Below are 16,235 nucleotides of genomic sequence, written 5' to 3' on the forward strand. Positions count from 1 at the left end.
ATCATGCTGGAGCTGATCGAGGTCCAGACTGGAAGCTATCTCGGGGAAGACGACATCATCCGGATTGAAGACGACTACCAAAGGTCGTAACCAGCACACTCCGAATCACGCGACCCGGGCCAAAAGAGTGGTCTCTTTCAGAGGCTTAAGGCCCGGGGAACGTGTAACTTTTTGAATCAAATCGTGTCCGGACCGCTAGCTCCGCATTCGCCACAAATGTGGCGTCCGTGCTAGAAGCGCCCCGGGGATTTGCGTTGAATCGGGGTTTGCTCACATGAGTTCCACAGGATCTGCACCGGCAAAGGCCGGCTTGCGCGTCGGCGTCATTGGCGCCGGCGTGATGGGCAGCAACCACGCGCGCGTGCTCGCGGGTCTTCCCGGCGTCAGCCTCGTCGGCGTCGTCGATCCTTCGCCGGCACATCGCACCCGGGCGATGGAGCTTGCCAATTGCGCGAGCTTCGAGACGCTCGACCAGCTGCTGGCCGAAGGCGTCGATGCGGTCACCATCGCGGCGCCGACCCATCTGCATCACGAGGTCTCGCTCGCCTGCATCGCGAAGAACATCCACGTGATGGTCGAGAAGCCGATTGCGTCCACGGTCGCGGAAGGCCGCGAGATCGTCACTGCTGCGCAAAAGGCCGGCGTGACGCTGATGGTCGGCCATGTCGAGCGCTTCAATCCGGCGGTCGCCGCCGTCAAGCAGGCGATCGCGGGCGAGGACATTCTGTCGATCGCGATCACGCGCGTCGGCCCGTTCCCGCCGCGCATGTCCAATGTCGGCGTCGTCATCGATCTTGCCGTGCACGATATCGATCTGATCCGCTGGTTCACCGAGTCCGACATCGTCGAGGTGCAGCCGCAATTGTCGAGCGCGGTCGCCGAGCGCGAGGACATCGCGCTCTTGCAGTTCCGGACTGCCAACGGCGTGCTCGCGCACATCAACACCAACTGGCTGACGCCGTTCAAGGCGCGCAGCGTCACGGTCGCGACCCGCGGCAAATACGTGATGGGCGATCTCCTGACGCGCCAGGTCACCGAATGTTTCGGCTTCAAGCCTGACGGCAGCTATTCGATGCGGCATCTGCCTGTTGGCCATGACGAGCCGCTCCGCGCTGAACTGATCGCGTTCCTCAAGGCCGTGCGTCACGGCGAGACGCCGGCGGTCACCGGCGACGAAGGCGTCGCCAGCCTCGAGATCGCGACGCAGTGCCTGGAAACGCCGTCGCGGCCCGCGGCCACGTCGTCTGCCCGCAAGGGTCCGCGCCGCGTCGCTGGCTGAACTCTTTCCATGTCGACTAGCCAAGAAGGCTCCAAGAACCAGGCCATGAACCAGCATCTGCGTTCCGAACCCATTCCCTTCATCGACGTCGCCTCGCAGCGCCGCCGGCTCGGCGATTCGCTCGATGCCGCCGTGAAGCGGGTTCTCGATCATTGTCAGTTCGTCAACGGCCCTGAAGTCGCCGAGCTCGAGAAGCAGCTTGCGGCCTATTGCGGCGCCAAGCACGTCATCGGCTGCGCCAGTGGCACCGACGCGATCCTGATGGTGATGATGGCGAAGAATGTCGGGCCGGGCGACGCCGTGTTGTGTCCGTCCTTCACCTTCATCGCGACGGCTTCGCCGGTGGCGCGGACCGGCGCGACGCCGGTTTATGTCGACGTCGACGAAGCCACCTTCAACATGAGCCCGGAATCGCTCAAGCGCGGCATCGCAACGGCCCGGAGGGCCGGCCTCAAGCCGGTCGCGGTCATTCCGGTCGATTTGTTCGGACAGCCCGCCGATCACGACGCCATCGCCGAGATCGCCAAGGCCGAAGGCCTGTTCGTGCTCGACGATGCAGCGCAAGGCTTTGGCGCAAGCTACAAGGGCCGCAAGCTCGGCACCTTTGGGCTCGCCACCGCGACCAGCTTCTTTCCCGCAAAACCGCTCGGCTGCTTCGGCGACGGCGGCGCGATCTTCACCGATGACGACGAGCTCGCGGCGACGCTGCGCAGCATCCGCGTGCACGGACAGGGCGTCGACAAATACGACAACGTCCGCCTCGGCCTGACCGGCCGGCTTGACACCATGCAGGCCGCGATCCTGATCGAGAAGCTGAAGATCTTCGACGACGAGATCGCCGCCCGCAACAAAGTCGCCGAGCGCTACGCGCGCGGTCTCAGCAATGTGGTCACCGTGCCGCGCGTGGCTCCCGGCAACACCTCGGTGTGGGCGCAGTACACGATCCGCCTCCCTGTAGGCACCGACCGCGACGGCTTTGCTGCCGCGCTGAAGGCCCAGGGCGTGCCGACGGCGATCTATTACGGCAAGTCGATGCATCAGCAGACCGCCTACAAGCAGTACCCGGTCGCAGAAGGCGGCCTGTCGGGCTGCGAGAGCCTGTCGCAGGACGTCATCAGCCTGCCGATGCATGCCTATCTGACCGAAGCCGATCAGGAGCGAATCATCGCCGCCGTGCGCGGGGCGCTTTCAACCTGAGTCGCCGTTCTTACCCTCTCCCCTTGTGGGAGAGGGTGGCAGAGGCGGCTTTCGGCCGCCGTTCTTAAGGACGCCGATGCATCGCATCGGCTATCGCAAAGCGGCGAGACGGGTGAGGGGTCTCTCTCCGCATCGAAAGCTGGGAGAGAGACCCCTCACCCTATCGAGTTTGTGTCTACTTGCGGCGCTGCCCTCTCCCACAAGGGGAGAGGGCACAGCAATGCGCATCGCAAGATGCAATCGACCTCTGTTCGATAAGTCTCTAAAACAGACGCATGCTCGGACGTATCTTCACGGTTGGTGGTTACACGCTGCTCTCGCGGCTGACGGGGTTTGCCCGCGACATCATGCTCGCGGCGATCCTCGGCGCCGGCCCTGTGGCCGACGCCTTTTTCGTGGCGCTGCGGCTGCCCAATCATTTCCGTGCGATCTTCGCCGAGGGGGCCTTCAACGCCGCCTGGGTGCCGGCCTATGCGCACGTCCATGGCGAGCGCGGGGAGGGGGCGGCAAGGCTGTTCGCCGACCGCATCTTCACGCTGCTGCTGGCCTCCCAGGTGGTGCTGCTGATCGTCGCCTGGCTGTTCATGCCGCAGGCCATGAGCATTTTGGCGCCCGGATTTTCCGAGGACGCCGAGCAACGCAAGCTCGCGATCGAGCTGACCCGGATCACCTTTCCCTATCTGCTGCTGATCACGCTGGTGACGCTCTATGGCGGCATGCTCAACGTGATGCAGCGCTTCGCCAGCGCCGCAGCCGCGTCGATCTTCCTCAACATCTCGATGATGATGACGCTGGCGCTTGCCGCCTGGTTTCCCAGCGCGGGCCACGCCGCCGCCTGGGGTGTCCTGATCTCCGGCTTCCTGCAATATGTCCTGCTCGCCGGCGATCTCGCCCGCCATGGCGGCCTGCCGCGCTTTGCGCCGCTCAAGCTCGACGAAGACGTCCGCGCATTCTTCAGGGCACTCGGGCCGGCGACGCTGGGCTCGATGGGCACGCAGCTCGCGCTGTTTGCCGACACCATCATCGCGACTTTCCTGCCCGCCGGCGCCCTGTCGGCGCTTTACTATGCCGACCGCCTCAACCAGCTCCCGATCGGCGTGATCGGCATTGCCATCGGCACGGTGCTGCTGCCGGAGATGTCGCGGCGGATCACGGCGAACGATCATGATGGCGCGATGAAGGCGCAGCGCCGTGCGTTCGATTTCACGCTGCTGTTCTCGGTGCCATTCGTCGCCGCCTTCCTCACCGTGCCCGACGCAATCATGCGCGCGCTGTTCGCCCGCGGGGCATTCTCGAAAACCGATGCCGCCGCCGCCGGCGCCACGCTCGCGGCCTATGCCATCGGTCTGATCCCCTTCGTGCTGATCCGCAGTGCCGTCGCGACGTTTTATGCGCGCAAGGACACGGCGACGCCGGTGCGGGCGTCGCTGACCGGCATCGCGGTCAACGTCGCCCTCAAGGTCGCCTTGATGGGATCGCTGGCCCAGATCGGCCTTGCGTTGGCAACGGCCGTCGGTGTCTGGACCAACCTGCTGCTGGTGCTGTTCTTCGCGGTGCGGCGAGGTTTTCTCGTGCTGGACCGCGCCTGGCTGTTGTCGCTCGTCAAATTCCTGGTGACGGGGCTCATCCTGGCCGCCGCCTTCTGGCTGATCGCGCGCTTTGGCGGTCCTTCGTTGGGCTCGATGCACTTCCGGGACGAATTGACGCTGCTTCTGCTGGCCGGCGGGGGCACCATCGTCTATGCGCTCGCCATCCTTGTGCTGTTCGGCCGCCGCTGGCTGGTCTCGCTGGTGCGCGGCTAGCTTTTTCATATTTTCAACGCATGGACGGCTCGACCTTGTCGGCACGGGCCAATCTCGATCGTCCTTGGATGGACACATCTCGGAAGTGCGGTGGATGGACCCTGCACAATTGACGTGATGCCGTCACCTCGAGCCGGCAAAAATCGAACCAGGAGCACTGTTTATGAGGATCACCGTCGAAACCAACGTCGCAGCCCCCATCGATCAGGTCTGGCGCGCTTACACGACGCCCGCCGACATCATGAAGTGGAACGCCGCGTCCGACGACTGGCATACGACCAAGGCGACCGTCGACCTGCGAGAAGGCGGTGTCTTCTCATCGCGCATGGAGGCCAAGGACGGCAGCATGGGCTTTGACTTCGCCGGTACCTACACGAAAATCATCGAGCACAAGCGGATCGAGTACGCGTTCGGCGAGCGAAAAGCCGAAGTCGAGTTTGTGCCCGGCCCGAAGGGCGTTCTGGTCCGGGTTGTCTTCGATGGCGAATCGACGCACTCGGTCGAGCAGCAGCAAGGCGGTTGGCAGGCCATCCTCGACAACTTCGCACGATACGTGGAAGCGAAGAAGAAGTCGTGAAGGCGTTGACGGGCGTCGTCGGCTTCGGCGCCCGGCACCCTCAGGTAGGGACTCGCCTCCAGGATGCAGCGAACCTCTACACATCTCTTGATTTTGCGCGATTGCTGTGGTAATCGCGTCGCATGATCAAATCAGTGCGCAAACTCAACCGCAACCACATGACCCGCTTCGGCTGGGCCGTGGAAGGAGTCGCGCGCTAAAGAATTCGACGACGACATCTTTTCACCAGGCCCCGCCGGCATCGGACGGGGCCTTTTGTTTGGCCACGCTTCCCTGCCGGCACAACAGCAGGAGCGTCCGATGCCACCCCAACAGACGAACATCACATCCGAGGCCGAGGGGCTCACCCTCGAACTTGCATCGACGCGCAGCATCCCAGGCTTGCTCGCGCAATACTGGCGTGTGCTCCAGGACTGGCGCTGGCGGCAGGGTCCACAAATCGCCTTGCAGGACCTGAGTGACAGGGAGCTGATGGATATCGGTCTGACGCGTGGCGAGGTCGACTATATCTCGCCTCAGCGAGCGATCGATACGTTGAGAAATAGCGCAACCTATCTATGGAGCCGCGGAGGGATGTAGGTTTTGAGGAGCTTGGCTGACTGCTTCTTCGCGGCCCATCCTTCGAGACGCCCGCCTATGGCGGGCCCTCAGGATGAGGTCGCGTTTTGCGGCGAGATGTTAAACCCTCATGGTGAGGAGCCCGCCAAAGCGGGCGTCTCGAACCATGCAGGCCGAGTTCGTTCTACGGTCACTGGTTGCCATATGCGATAGTCCGGTGGGTGACCGGGCGCGGCGCGTTCCCCTGCCTGCAATCACGTGCCACCGCCTAAACCCGTTTGCCTTGCCAGTTTTTCCACGGCAATATGCCGGCAAAACAACCATGCGAAACGGGATGAGAAAATGGCAGCCCCAATCAAGTTCGGCGTCGGCCAAAGTGTGTTGCGCAAGGAGGATGACGCGCTCATTCGCGGCAAGGGCCGCTATACCGACGATTATGCGCCGCAGGCCGCTTTGCGCTGCCTGATGCTGCGCTCGCCGCATGCGCATGCCAAATACACCATTGATGCGAGCCGTGCCCGCACCCTTCCCGGCGTCGCGCTGATCCTGACCGCCGATGACGTTGGGGATCTCGGCAATCTGCCCTGCCTGTTCAATCTCGAGACAGATCCCTTCACCGGGCCGCCTTACCCGATCCTCGCCAAGGACGAAGTGCGCCATGTCGGCGATTCCATCGCCTTCGTCGTCGCCGAAACCATCGACCAGGCCCGCGACGCGATCGAGGCGATCGAGGTCAAATGGAGCCCGCTGCCGGCAGTGACCGGCGTCGTCAACGCCGTGAAGAAGGGCGCAGCCTTGGTCTGGCCGGACAAGCCCGGCAACGTCCTGTTCGACGTCTCGATCGGCGACAAGAAAGCGACCGAAGCGGCGTTTGCCAAAGCGCATGCGGTGGCCGAGATCTCGATCGTCAATCCGCGCGTGGTCGCGAACTTCATGGAGACGCGCGCGGCAGTGTGCGAATACGACGCCAAGCGCGACCATCTGACGCTGACGGTCGGCAGCCAGGGCAGCCATCGCCTGCGCGACATCCTCTGTCAGAACGTGCTCAACATCCCGACCGACAAGATGCGGGTGATCTGCCCCGACGTCGGCGGCGGCTTCGGCACGAAGCTGTTTCCCTATCGGGAATACGCCCTTTTGGCAGTCGCCGCGCGAAAGCTGAAGAAGGCGGTGAAATGGGCGGCCGACCGCACCGAGCATTTCATGGGCGACGCGCAGGGCCGCGACAACGTCACCACCGCGAAGATGGCGCTGGCCGAGGACGGCAAGTTCCTCGCGATGGATTGCGACCTGATGGGCGACATGGGCGCGTATCTGTCGACCTTCGGACCCTATATCCCGCATGGCGGCGCCGGCATGCTGCCGGGCCTCTACGACATCCAGGCGTTCCACTGCCGGGTGCGCACCATCTTCACCAACAGCGTGCCGGTCGATGCCTATCGCGGTGCGGGGCGACCCGAGGCTGCTTACGTCATCGAACGTCTTGTGGATGCCTGCGCGCGGAAACTCGACATGACGGTGGATGCCATCCGCCGCAAGAATTTCATCCAGCCGAAGGCGCTGCCCTACAAGACCGCGACCGGCAAGGTCTACGATTCCGGCGATTTCGCCGCGCATCTGAAGCGCGCGATGGAGATCGCCGAGTGGAAGGAGTTTGGCAAGCGCGCCAAGGCGGCCAAGAAGAACGGCCTGATCCGCGGCATCGGACTTGCGAGCTATGTCGAGGTCTGCGGCACCATGGGCGAGGAGACCGCCAATGTGCGGATGGACCCCAACGGCGATATTACTGTCCTGATCGGTACCCAGTCGAGCGGGCAGGGCCATCAGACCGCTTATGCGCAGATCGTTGCCGAGCAGTTCGGCGTGGCGCCCGAGCGCGTGCACGTCCACCAGGGCGACACCGACATGATCGCCACGGGCCTCGGGACGGGCGGCTCGGCTTCGATCCCGTCAGGCGGTGTCAGCGTCGAGCGTGCGACCCGCGAGCTCGGCGCGCGGCTCAAGGAGATCGCAACGCAGGCGCTGGAAGCCAGTGCCGGCGACCTCGAAATTACCGATGGCCTGGTGCGCATCGCCGGCACCGACCGTTCGATCTCGTTCGCCGATCTCGCCAAGCGTCCCGGCGTCGATCCGTCGAAGCTCAATGCGAGCGCGACCTTCGCCAGCGCCGACGGCACCTATCCGAACGGCACCCATGTCGCGGAGGTCGAGATCGATCCGGCCACCGGCATCATCAAGATCGTCAACTACGTGATCGTCGATGATTTCGGCATGACGCTCAATCCGCTGCTGCTGGCCGGCCAGGTCCATGGCGGCGCCATGCAGGGCATCGGGCAGGCGTTGATGGAGCAGGTGGTCTATGGCGCGGGCGACGGCCAGCTCGTCACCGCGACCTTCATGGACTACGCGCTGCCACGCGCGGCGGACGGGCCGGCCTTCGTGTTCGAGACGGCCAACGTTCCCTGCAAGACCAATCCGTTGGGGGTGAAGGGCGCGGGAGAGGCCGGTGCGATCGGGTCCTGCCCGGCCGTCGTCAACGCCATCGTCGACGGGCTCTGGCGCGAGTACAAGATCGACCATATCGACATGCCGGCAACCCCGGAGCGGGTGTGGATCGCCGTCAACGAGCACCATCGCCGTCACAGCCTGTGACAATCTTCCACGGGAATGAAATCTGCCGGGCGGTGTTGGCCCCATTGAGGGGTCGGCACGATCCTGTATCAACGAAAGGGATTTTGCGAATGAAGCGAGTGTTGGTTGTTGGGGGCGCGCTTTTGCTGGGTATGGGCGCGGTTTGGGCGCAGCAGGACTCCGTCAAGGAGGTCCAGATGCTGATGAAGGCCAACGGCAAGAACGCCGGCGCGGTGGCGGCGATCGTCAAGGGCGAGAAGCCCTACGATCAGGCCACGGTGGACAGCGCGCTGGCGCAGTTCGAGGACACCGCCAAGAAGCTGCCGAACCTGTTTCCGGCGAGCGCAAAGGGCATGAAGCCCGAGGGCGACTACAGCGCCTCGCCGAAGGTCTGGGAGGACAAGGCCGGGTTCGATGCCAAGGTCGCGAGCTTCGCCAAGGTCGTTGGCGAGGCCAAGGGCAAGATCAAGGATATCGACTCGCTCAAGGCGAATTTCCCCGCGATCGGCAAGGAATGCGGCGGCTGCCACGAGACGTTTCGCGTGAAGAACGGCTGACGGAAGAAAAAGATTCGTAGCCCGGATGGAGCGTAGCGCAATCCGGGAAACCTATCGAGCTGACAGACTGCCCCGGATTGCGCTGCGCTCCATCCGGGCTACTGGGAATTGGGAAAAAGGCGGTTGCGACAGCAGCCGCTTTTTTCATGTCGGCGCGCAGCGCTGCAGGAAATTGTGTTCGCAAGGCCTGACGGATCGCTGCCGGAGCAGCTATCTTGGCTCCAGCCGCCGCGGCATTGGCGTGAGCTTTTGACGCTGACGCATCTTGCTCCTGGCTGCGTTGCGACATCAGGAGTTCCAACCCGCGGCGAGCAGCTCAATCAGCAACAGCGAGACAAGCCATGGTCAAACCGTTCCCGTCGAAGACGCACATCGGCAACCATATGCTGCATCCGGAAACGCTGATGCTGACCTATGGCTACGATCCGCAATTGTCGGAAGGCGCGGTCAAGCCGCCGGTGTTCCTGACCTCGACCTTCGTGTTCAAGACGGCCGAGGACGGGCAGGACTTCTTCGATTTCGTCTCCGGCCGACGCGAGCCGCCGGAAGGAATGGGCGCGGGCCTGGTCTATTCGCGGTTCAATCACCCCAATAGCGAAATCGTCGAGGACAGGCTCGCGATCTACGAGCGCACCGAGAGCTGCGCGCTGTTCTCGTCCGGCATGGCGGCCATCGCGACCACGATCCTGGCGTTCGTCCGCCCCGGCGATGTCATTCTGCACTCGCAGCCGCTCTATGGCGGCACCGAAACCCTGCTGACGAACACGCTTGCGCGTCTGTCGATCGGCGCCGTCGGCTTCGCCGATGGCGTCGATGAAGCCGTGGTCAGCCAGGCCGCCGAGGAGGCCATGCGCAAGGGAAGGGTCTCGATGATCCTGATCGAAACTCCGGCCAACCCGACCAACGGGCTGGTCGACATCGCGATGATGCGGCGTGTCGCCGAGACCATCGGAAAGACCCAAGGACACGTTCCGATCATCGCCTGCGACAATACGCTGCTCGGGCCGGTGTTTCAGCGGCCGATCGAGCACGGCGCCGATATTTCCCTGTACTCGCTCACGAAATATGTCGGCGGTCATTCCGATCTGATCGCGGGCGCCGCGCTCGGCGCCAAGGCGGTGGTGAAAGGCATCAAGGCGCTACGCGGCGCCATCGGCACCCAGCTCGATCCGCATTCCTGCTGGATGATCAACCGCTCGCTCGAGACGCTGAGCCTGCGCATGGAAAAGGCCGACGCGAATGCGCGCCTCGTGGCGGACTATCTGCGCGATCATCCCAAAGTGGCCAAGGTGCACTATCTCGGTCATCACGACGCGGCGTCGCCGGACGGACGTGTGTTTGCGCGGCAATGCACAGGGGCGGGGTCCACGTTCTCGTTCGACATCGTCGGCGGTAAGGCAGCCGCCATGAAATTCCTCAACGCGCTGCAGATCCTCAAGCTGGCGGTGAGCCTCGGTGGAACGGAGTCGCTTGCGAGCCTGCCTGCCACCATGACCCACTCCGGCGTTCCCGCCGACATCCGCCGGAAGATCGGCGTGCTCGATTCCACGATCCGGCTGTCGATCGGCATCGAACACCCGTCGGATTTGATCGCCGACCTCGCGCAGGCACTGAACGCGGCCGAACCTGAGGTGTGACGCCTGCGCCAGCGTACGCGCAATCGAAAAGGGCGGCTGCGATGGCAGCCGCCCTTTTTGCTGGTCTGTGCGAAGGTTACTTCATCACCTGACCGCGGATCTCGCCGCCCGGATTGGCCGCGGTGTGGATGTTGACGTAGAGCTTGCCGCCGAGCAGATCGGCCGCCTGCGCGTCGGTCAGTGTCGCCGAGCCCTCGGCCGGGCTGGTGGCTGCGCCGGGAATCGGGATCGCAACGCCGGCGTTCTTGCCGGGTTCGGCAGGTCCGTGGAAATGCGCGGCGGTGGCGGGGCCGGACAGACCGGAATAGGTGACCTTCCAGGACAGCTTCTTGCTGGCGGCGTCGTAATCCAGATCAGCCGTTCCCGTGCCGCTGCTGGTCGTTGCGGGGACCTCGGACTTGGCGTCGAGCGTTGCTTTCAGCTTTTCGGCGCTGGCCGAACCTGAAAGAGCAACGGCGCCAAGCAATGACATCGCGATGACGATCTTGTTCATGATTTTTCTCCCTGCTGAACCCGTTTGGGCCGCCAAACTTCCAACAGCCGGCATTTCAGTTTATTCCCGTTCCAGGCTGCGGTGGGCTAAATTCTTCGTGGCTGGAGCCGCGAGGACATCGGTCATAAGGTTCGCCGCGACGACGAAAGGACCGCATGTTGCGACGAACAATCTCCGTGGCGCTGCTCGCCGCACTCGCCGCAGCCGGCGTCTATTGGTGGCTCAGCGCGCCGGTGGTGGCGGCCGCCGGCACCGCGCCTGCCCGCGTCCCTGATCTTGCCAATGGCGAGGTGATGTTCAACGCCGGCGGCTGCGCCTCATGCCATGCCGTCCCCGACCAGCCCGATCGTCTCAGGCTCGGCGGCGGCGTCGCGATCAAGTCGCCGTTCGGAACGTTCTACGCGCCGAACATCTCGTCCGATCCGACCGACGGCATCGGCAAATGGAGCCAGGCCGAATTCGTCAACGCGGTGATGCACGGGGTCTCGCCGGAGGGACGGCATTATTTTCCGGCCTTTCCCTACACGTCCTATCAGCACGCCAGGCGCGAGGACGTGCTCGATCTCTTTGCGTACCTGAAAACGCTGCCGGCCGTTGCAGGCAAGGTGCGCGACCACGACGTGCGCTTTCCGTTCAATATCCGCCGCAACGTCGGCATCTGGAAATTCTTATTTCTGGACGGCAAGCCCTTCGTCGCCGACAGCGCGAAGTCGCCGCAGTGGAATCGCGGCGCCTATCTCGTCAACAGTTTTGGCCATTGCGCGGAATGCCACAGCCCGCGCAATGCGCTTGGCGGCATCATCGCCGGACAACGCTTCGCCGGAGGCCCGAATCCCGAAGGCGAGGGGTGGGTGCCCAACATCACCCAGAAGGGCCTCGGCGAGTGGAGCGCGAAGGATATTGCCTATTTCCTGAAGACCGGCGAATTGCCCGACGGCGACAGCGTCGGCGGCGCGATGACGCGGGTGATCAAGAACACCTCGCAATTGCCGGACGACGATCTCGCGGCGATGGCGGACTATCTCAAATCGCTGCCGCCGGTGGACGGTCCGCCGCGCCCCAAGCGCAAGGAGGGCGGCGCCTGATCAGGCCCGCCCTTTTCCGGACGATCAACTCGCGCCAAACGCCTTGAAGGTGATGATGGTGAGGGTGTCCTGGATCCCGGGCAGCACCTGCACCTTCTCGTTGACGAAGTGGCCGATATCGGTGTCATTGTCGACGTAGAACTTCACCAGCAGGTCGTATTGACCGGCCGTGGAATAGATCTCGGAGGCGATCTCGGCTTCGGCAAGCGCATTGGCGACCACATAGGATTGACCGAGCTTGCATTTGATCTGGACGAAAAAGGGAACCATCGCGGTCACTCCGAAAGCATATCTGGCGGCTAATAGGCCAAACCCGGCCGGATTTAGCAAGCGAACTTGCTGGGCTCGGGGAGGCGCGCTAGGACGGGCCATGGCTTCGAAAACGCGGAAAATCGCCCCATGACGACGCCCGTCGCGCTGACCATTGCCGGCTCCGATTCGAGCGGCGGCGCCGGCATCCAGGCCGACCTGAAGACCTTTGCCGCGTTCGGCGTTTTTGGCGCTTCCGCCATCACGGCGCTGACGGCGCAGAACACCCGCGGCGTCACCGGCATTCACGCGGTGCCCGCCGAATTCGTCACAGCGCAAATCGACGCGGTGTTTTCCGATCTCGAAGTCGGCGCGGTCAAGATCGGCATGGTGGCGCAAGCCGCCAGCATCGATGCGATCGCGGCCGCGCTGTCGCGCTGGGCGCCCCGGCATATCGTGCTCGATCCCGTGATGGTGGCGACATCGGGTGATCGCCTGCTCGCGTCCGAAGCCGTCGACGCCCTGCGCATCAAATTGATGCCGCTGGCCTCGGTGATCACACCCAATCTGCCTGAGGCCGCGGCTCTGCTCGGCGAACCGGTCGCGGCCAGCGAGGCCGAGATCGAAAGCCAGGGGCGCCGGCTGCTGGCGCTCGGCTGCCGGGCGGTCCTGATCAAGGGCGGGCACGGCGAGGGCGCCGAGAGCATCGACTATCTCGTCGATGCCAGGACGACGATCGCGCTCGCCGCGCCGCGCGTTGCCACTCGCAACACCCATGGCACCGGCTGCTCGCTGTCCTCGGCGGTTGCCGCGGGGCTCGCCAGAGGCGAGGATCTCGAGCGCGCCGTGCGCAACGCCAAGACCTGGATCAGCGCGGCGATCGCGGCCGCCGATCGCTTCAGCGTCGGCCACGGCCACGGCCCGATCCATCATTTCCACAAATTCTACTGACGCCGCTCGCGAGCGCGCCGCGGTTCCGGGTTCTTGCGGAGGCCGCTGCGACGCCATGTCGCCTGATTGTCGCATGCGACTGATATTCGCGGGTGGGCGAGGCAAGCGCGATTCGTATCCGAAGGTGCCTCAAAGGTTCAATTGGTCATCCCCCTGTCACGGGACATTGTTACAGGCTGGCGCATGGGAAGTTACGATGTGAGTGACGAGAGCCCGGAGCGGCGCTTTCGCACGTTGTTCATCTCCGACGTTCATCTCGGAGCCCGCGGTTCTCAAGCCGACCTTCTGCTCGACTTCCTGCGTTTCCATGATGCCGACACGATCTATCTCGTCGGCGACATCGTCGACGGTTGGGCGCTGAAATCGAGCTGGCATTGGCCGCAATCGCATAACGACCTGGTCCAGAAGCTTTTGCGCAAGGCGCGCAAGGGCGCCAAGGTCATCTACATCCCCGGTAATCACGACGAGTTCCTGCGCAACTATTACGGCACGCATTTCGGCGGCATCGACGTGGTCGAGAACACCGTCCACACCGGCGCGGACGGCAAGCGCTATCTCGTCATCCACGGCGACATCTTCGACCTCGTCGTGCAGAACGCACGCTGGCTCGCCCATCTCGGCGACAAGGCCTACGATTTCGCGATCCAGCTCAATCGGTTCGTCAACTTCTTCCGGCGCATGTTCAAGGTGCCCTATTGGTCGCTGTCGCAATGGGCCAAGCAGAAGGTGAAGAATGCGGTGAACTACATCGGCGCATTCGAGCAGGCGCTCGCGGCAGAGGCGCGGCGTCACGACGCCGACGGCGTGATCTGCGGTCACATCCACTACGCGGTGATCCGCGACGAGGGCGGCATCCGCTACATGAATTGCGGCGACTGGGTCGAGAGCTGTACGGCGCTGGTCGAGCACGACGACGGCCGTTTCGAGATCATCACCTGGGCGGACCAGGCCGAGAAGCCGGCACAGGTCCCGCAGGTTGCAGCCAGAGCTGCATGACAAAAGGCAGCCTGATGCGCATCCTGGTCGCGACCGACGCCTGGCACCCGCAAGTCAACGGTGTGGTTCGGACGCTGACCAAACTTGCTGACGGTGCCAAAAGCCTCGACGTCGAATTCTCGTTCCTGACGCCGCAATCGTTCCGCACCTTTGCGATGCCGAGCTACCGTGACGTGCGGCTGGCCATGCCGCGGCCGGGCAGAATCGCAAAGCTGATCGAAGAGGCGCACCCGGACAGCATCCACATCGCGACGGAGGGTCCGATCGGCCTGATGGTTCGGCGTTATTGCCGCCAGCGCAAGCTGCCCTTCACGACCAGCTTCCACACCCGCTTTCCCGAATATGTCCGCGCCCGCGTGCCGGTGCCGGGCTCGCTGATCTGGCGGGCGCTGCGCCGATTTCACAGCCCCAGCCGCGCCGTGATGGCGGCAACGCCGGCGCTCGCCAGCGAGCTGACCGAGCGCGGCTTCGACAATGTCGTGCTGTGGCCGCGCGGCGTCGACACCCATTTGTTCCATCCCCGCGCGATTGATCTCTGCCTGCCGGCACCGGTGTTCCTCTCGGTCGGCCGGGTCGCGGTGGAGAAGAATCTCGAGGCGTTCCTCGACCTCGACCTGCCCGGCACCAAGGTGATCGTCGGCGATGGTCCGGCGCGTGTCGCGCTGGAGGAGGCCTATCCGGACGCGATCTTCCTCGGCGAAAAGCACGGCGAGGAGCTGGCGGACATCTACGCGGCCGCTGACGTCTTCGTGTTTCCGAGCAAGACCGACACGTTCGGTCTCGTCCTGCTCGAAGCGCTGGCGAGCGGCCTGCCGGTCGCGGCCTTCCCGGTGAAGGGCCCCCGCGACGTGATCGGCGATGCCCCGGTCGGCGCGCTCGATCACGATCTGCGCGGTGCCTGCTTCGCCGCGCTGGACATCTCCCGGCAGGACTGCGTCGAATTCGCCGCCAACTACACCTGGGAAGCCTCGGCCCGGGCTTTTATCGACAGCATTTTGGCGGTCGGTGCGGTGCTGCCGGGCCGGAACGGGGCAGAACCGGCGCGATTCGTCGCCTGAGGGTACGAAATCCTCGCGCGGAGATGTCTTGCTCGCGCCTCATCCGCCGCGATAACATCAGGCATGACAGAACAGCTCCTCCCGATCGGCCCTGCCGATATCGATGCCGCAGCACGCGTGATCGCCCCGTTCGCCGTCCGCACCCCGCTGCTGTCCTTTCCCGTGCTCAACGAACGCGTCGGCGCAAAGGTCTATCTCAAGCCGGAGATGCTCCAGCGCACCGGCTCGTTCAAGTTCCGCGGCGCCTTCAACAAGGTCGCCTCGATCCCGCATGACAAGCGCGCCGGTGGAGTCGTGGCGTTCTCCTCCGGCAACCATGCCCAGGGCGTGGCGGCGGCGGCCAAGATCCTCGACATGCAGGCGACCATCGTGATGCCTGCGGATGCGCCGTTGTCGAAGCGCGAGCGCACCAAATCCTACGGTGCCGAGGTCGTGCTGTACGACCGCGACCGCGACGACCGCGAGGCGATCTCGCGCGGCATCGCCGAGAAGCGCGGCGCGACGCTGGTCAGGCCCTATGACGATCCCTTCGTGATCGCCGGCCAAGGCACCGCCGGTCGCGAGATCGCCGAGGACATGGCGGCACTTGGTCTCGCCCCTGACATCGTGGTGGCGCCGGCCTCTGGCGGCGGCCTGATCGCCGGCGTTGCAACGGCTGTGAAGGCGCGTTTTCCGCTGGCCGAGATCGTGGTGGCCGAGCCCGAGGCATTCGACGATCACGGCCTGTCGCTGACCGCAGGTCATCGCGAGCCGCACGGACCGGCAGGCCGCACCATCTGCGATGCGCTGATGGCCCTGATCCCCGGCGAGATGACATTCGCGATCAACAGCAAGCTGCTCGCGCGCGGCGTGACCGCGTCGGACAAGGAAGTCGGCGCGGCCGTCGCCTTTGCCTATCGCGAGCTGAAGCTCGTGGTCGAGCCGGGCGGAGCGGTCGGCCTGGCCGCGCTGCTTGCGGGGCGACTTGATGTGGCCGGCAAGAACGTCGTCATCGTGCTCTCGGGCGGCAATGTCGACGCCGATCTGTTCGCCGAGCTGGTGGCCTGAGAGCAGTTTCCCTGTGGCCATCCTTCGAGACGCCCGCTTTGGCGGGCTCCTCAGAGCTTGAGAATGTTTTGCTCCCGCCGGGAGAGTTTTGCATTGCCTGGAGAGCGGTGACCCCAAG

16 protein-coding genes are annotated in these 16,235 nt (G+C 64.3%); 14 read left to right on the forward strand and 2 right to left on the reverse strand.

Annotated features, from left to right (window positions below; all coding sequences use genetic code 11):
- The 9 genes from AC0L2F_RS35050 to AC0L2F_RS35090 all read left to right on the forward strand — a co-directional run.
- Positions 1 to 90: hypothetical protein (locus AC0L2F_RS35050; protein ID WP_473249423.1), on the forward strand; the 90-nt coding region annotated here is incomplete at its 5' end.
- Between the two features lie 184 nt (positions 91 to 274).
- Complete coding sequence (locus AC0L2F_RS35055) at positions 275 to 1,279, forward strand: Gfo/Idh/MocA family protein (RefSeq protein WP_007612455.1); 1,005 nt, start codon at positions 275 to 277, stop codon at positions 1,277 to 1,279.
- Positions 1,280 to 1,288: 9 nt separating this feature from the next.
- On the forward strand, positions 1,289 to 2,476 hold the full coding sequence (locus tag AC0L2F_RS35060; RefSeq protein WP_473251449.1) for a DegT/DnrJ/EryC1/StrS family aminotransferase: 1,188 nt from the start codon (positions 1,289 to 1,291) through the stop codon (positions 2,474 to 2,476).
- 275 nt (positions 2,477 to 2,751) lie between these two features.
- A complete protein-coding gene (gene murJ, locus AC0L2F_RS35065) occupies positions 2,752 to 4,278 on the forward strand; it encodes a murein biosynthesis integral membrane protein MurJ (protein ID WP_063995673.1) in 1,527 nt (508 codons plus the stop codon).
- A 163-nt stretch (positions 4,279 to 4,441) separates the two neighbouring features.
- Positions 4,442 to 4,855, forward strand: coding sequence for an SRPBCC family protein (locus tag AC0L2F_RS35070; RefSeq protein WP_007612451.1), 414 nt, complete (start codon positions 4,442 to 4,444; stop codon positions 4,853 to 4,855).
- Between the two features lie 300 nt (positions 4,856 to 5,155).
- On the forward strand, positions 5,156 to 5,434 hold the full coding sequence (locus tag AC0L2F_RS35075; RefSeq protein WP_007612443.1) for a DUF1127 domain-containing protein: 279 nt from the start codon (positions 5,156 to 5,158) through the stop codon (positions 5,432 to 5,434).
- 321 nt (positions 5,435 to 5,755) lie between these two features.
- Entirely contained in the window at positions 5,756 to 8,065 is a 2,310-nt protein-coding gene (locus AC0L2F_RS35080; RefSeq protein ID WP_473251450.1) for a xanthine dehydrogenase family protein molybdopterin-binding subunit, read from the forward strand.
- 89 nt (positions 8,066 to 8,154) lie between these two features.
- Complete coding sequence (locus tag AC0L2F_RS35085) at positions 8,155 to 8,601, forward strand: c-type cytochrome (RefSeq protein WP_007612428.1); 447 nt, start codon at positions 8,155 to 8,157, stop codon at positions 8,599 to 8,601.
- 341 nt (positions 8,602 to 8,942) lie between these two features.
- Positions 8,943 to 10,238 carry a cystathionine gamma-synthase family protein gene (locus tag AC0L2F_RS35090; RefSeq protein ID WP_063995675.1) on the forward strand — a complete coding sequence of 432 codons (1,296 nt, stop codon included), beginning with the start codon at positions 8,943 to 8,945 and terminating at the stop codon, positions 10,236 to 10,238.
- A 76-nt stretch (positions 10,239 to 10,314) separates the two neighbouring features.
- On the opposite strand, the gene AC0L2F_RS35095 is transcribed toward AC0L2F_RS35090, so the two are convergent.
- Positions 10,315 to 10,731: a CHRD domain-containing protein gene (locus tag AC0L2F_RS35095; protein WP_063995676.1), complete on the reverse strand. Its 417-nt coding sequence runs from the start codon at positions 10,729 to 10,731 to the stop codon at positions 10,315 to 10,317.
- A gap of 155 nt (positions 10,732 to 10,886) precedes the next feature.
- Between AC0L2F_RS35095 and AC0L2F_RS35100 the strand changes: the two genes are divergently transcribed.
- Positions 10,887 to 11,816 (forward strand): c-type cytochrome, encoded by a 930-nt coding sequence (locus tag AC0L2F_RS35100; RefSeq protein WP_063995677.1) that lies wholly within the window; start codon positions 10,887 to 10,889, stop codon positions 11,814 to 11,816.
- 24 nt (positions 11,817 to 11,840) lie between these two features.
- On the opposite strand, the gene AC0L2F_RS35105 is transcribed toward AC0L2F_RS35100, so the two are convergent.
- Positions 11,841 to 12,086, reverse strand: a complete 246-nt coding sequence (locus AC0L2F_RS35105) for an Lrp/AsnC ligand binding domain-containing protein (protein WP_007602021.1) — start codon at positions 12,084 to 12,086, stop codon at positions 11,841 to 11,843.
- A 129-nt stretch (positions 12,087 to 12,215) separates the two neighbouring features.
- Between AC0L2F_RS35105 and thiD the strand changes: the two genes are divergently transcribed.
- The 4 genes from thiD to AC0L2F_RS35125 all read left to right on the forward strand — a co-directional run bounded on the left by thiD (position 12,216) and on the right by AC0L2F_RS35125 (position 16,117).
- Positions 12,216 to 13,016, forward strand: a complete 801-nt coding sequence (thiD, locus tag AC0L2F_RS35110) for a bifunctional hydroxymethylpyrimidine kinase/phosphomethylpyrimidine kinase (RefSeq protein ID WP_063995678.1) — start codon at positions 12,216 to 12,218, stop codon at positions 13,014 to 13,016.
- Between the two features lie 183 nt (positions 13,017 to 13,199).
- Positions 13,200 to 14,012, forward strand: a complete 813-nt coding sequence (locus AC0L2F_RS35115; protein ID WP_247287409.1) for a UDP-2,3-diacylglucosamine diphosphatase — start codon at positions 13,200 to 13,202, stop codon at positions 14,010 to 14,012.
- A gap of 14 nt (positions 14,013 to 14,026) precedes the next feature.
- A complete protein-coding gene (locus tag AC0L2F_RS35120; protein WP_473251452.1) occupies positions 14,027 to 15,070 on the forward strand; it encodes a glycosyltransferase family 4 protein in 1,044 nt (347 codons plus the stop codon).
- A gap of 63 nt (positions 15,071 to 15,133) precedes the next feature.
- Complete coding sequence (locus AC0L2F_RS35125) at positions 15,134 to 16,117, forward strand: threonine/serine dehydratase (protein ID WP_473251451.1); 984 nt, start codon at positions 15,134 to 15,136, stop codon at positions 16,115 to 16,117.
- Positions 16,118 to 16,235 lie beyond the last annotated feature (118 nt).

Source organism: Bradyrhizobium sp. Ken64, assembly GCF_055807555.1.

Excerpts from the sequence above, each read along its gene's own strand:
- AC0L2F_RS35120 (WP_473251452.1), top strand. The coding sequence starts at position 14,027 with ATGCGCATCCTGGTCGCGACCGACGCCTGGCACCCGCAAGTCAACGGT.
- AC0L2F_RS35115 (WP_247287409.1), top strand. The coding sequence starts at position 13,200 with ATGGGAAGTTACGATGTGAGTGACGAGAGCCCGGAGCGGCGCTTTCGC.
- AC0L2F_RS35090 (WP_063995675.1), top strand. The coding sequence starts at position 8,943 with ATGGTCAAACCGTTCCCGTCGAAGACGCACATCGGCAACCATATGCTG.
- AC0L2F_RS35080 (WP_473251450.1), top strand. The coding sequence starts at position 5,756 with ATGGCAGCCCCAATCAAGTTCGGCGTCGGCCAAAGTGTGTTGCGCAAG.
- murJ (WP_063995673.1), top strand. The coding sequence starts at position 2,752 with ATGCTCGGACGTATCTTCACGGTTGGTGGTTACACGCTGCTCTCGCGG.
- AC0L2F_RS35060 (WP_473251449.1), top strand. The coding sequence starts at position 1,289 with ATGTCGACTAGCCAAGAAGGCTCCAAGAACCAGGCCATGAACCAGCAT.
- AC0L2F_RS35075 (WP_007612443.1), top strand. The coding sequence starts at position 5,156 with ATGCCACCCCAACAGACGAACATCACATCCGAGGCCGAGGGGCTCACC.
- AC0L2F_RS35085 (WP_007612428.1), top strand. The coding sequence starts at position 8,155 with ATGAAGCGAGTGTTGGTTGTTGGGGGCGCGCTTTTGCTGGGTATGGGC.
- AC0L2F_RS35100 (WP_063995677.1), top strand. The coding sequence starts at position 10,887 with ATGTTGCGACGAACAATCTCCGTGGCGCTGCTCGCCGCACTCGCCGCA.
- AC0L2F_RS35095 (WP_063995676.1), bottom strand. The coding sequence starts at position 10,731 with ATGAACAAGATCGTCATCGCGATGTCATTGCTTGGCGCCGTTGCTCTT.
- thiD (WP_063995678.1), top strand. The coding sequence starts at position 12,216 with ATGACGACGCCCGTCGCGCTGACCATTGCCGGCTCCGATTCGAGCGGC.
- AC0L2F_RS35070 (WP_007612451.1), top strand. The coding sequence starts at position 4,442 with ATGAGGATCACCGTCGAAACCAACGTCGCAGCCCCCATCGATCAGGTC.
- AC0L2F_RS35125 (WP_473251451.1), top strand. The coding sequence starts at position 15,134 with ATGACAGAACAGCTCCTCCCGATCGGCCCTGCCGATATCGATGCCGCA.
- AC0L2F_RS35105 (WP_007602021.1), bottom strand. The coding sequence starts at position 12,086 with ATGGTTCCCTTTTTCGTCCAGATCAAATGCAAGCTCGGTCAATCCTAT.
- AC0L2F_RS35055 (WP_007612455.1), top strand. The coding sequence starts at position 275 with ATGAGTTCCACAGGATCTGCACCGGCAAAGGCCGGCTTGCGCGTCGGC.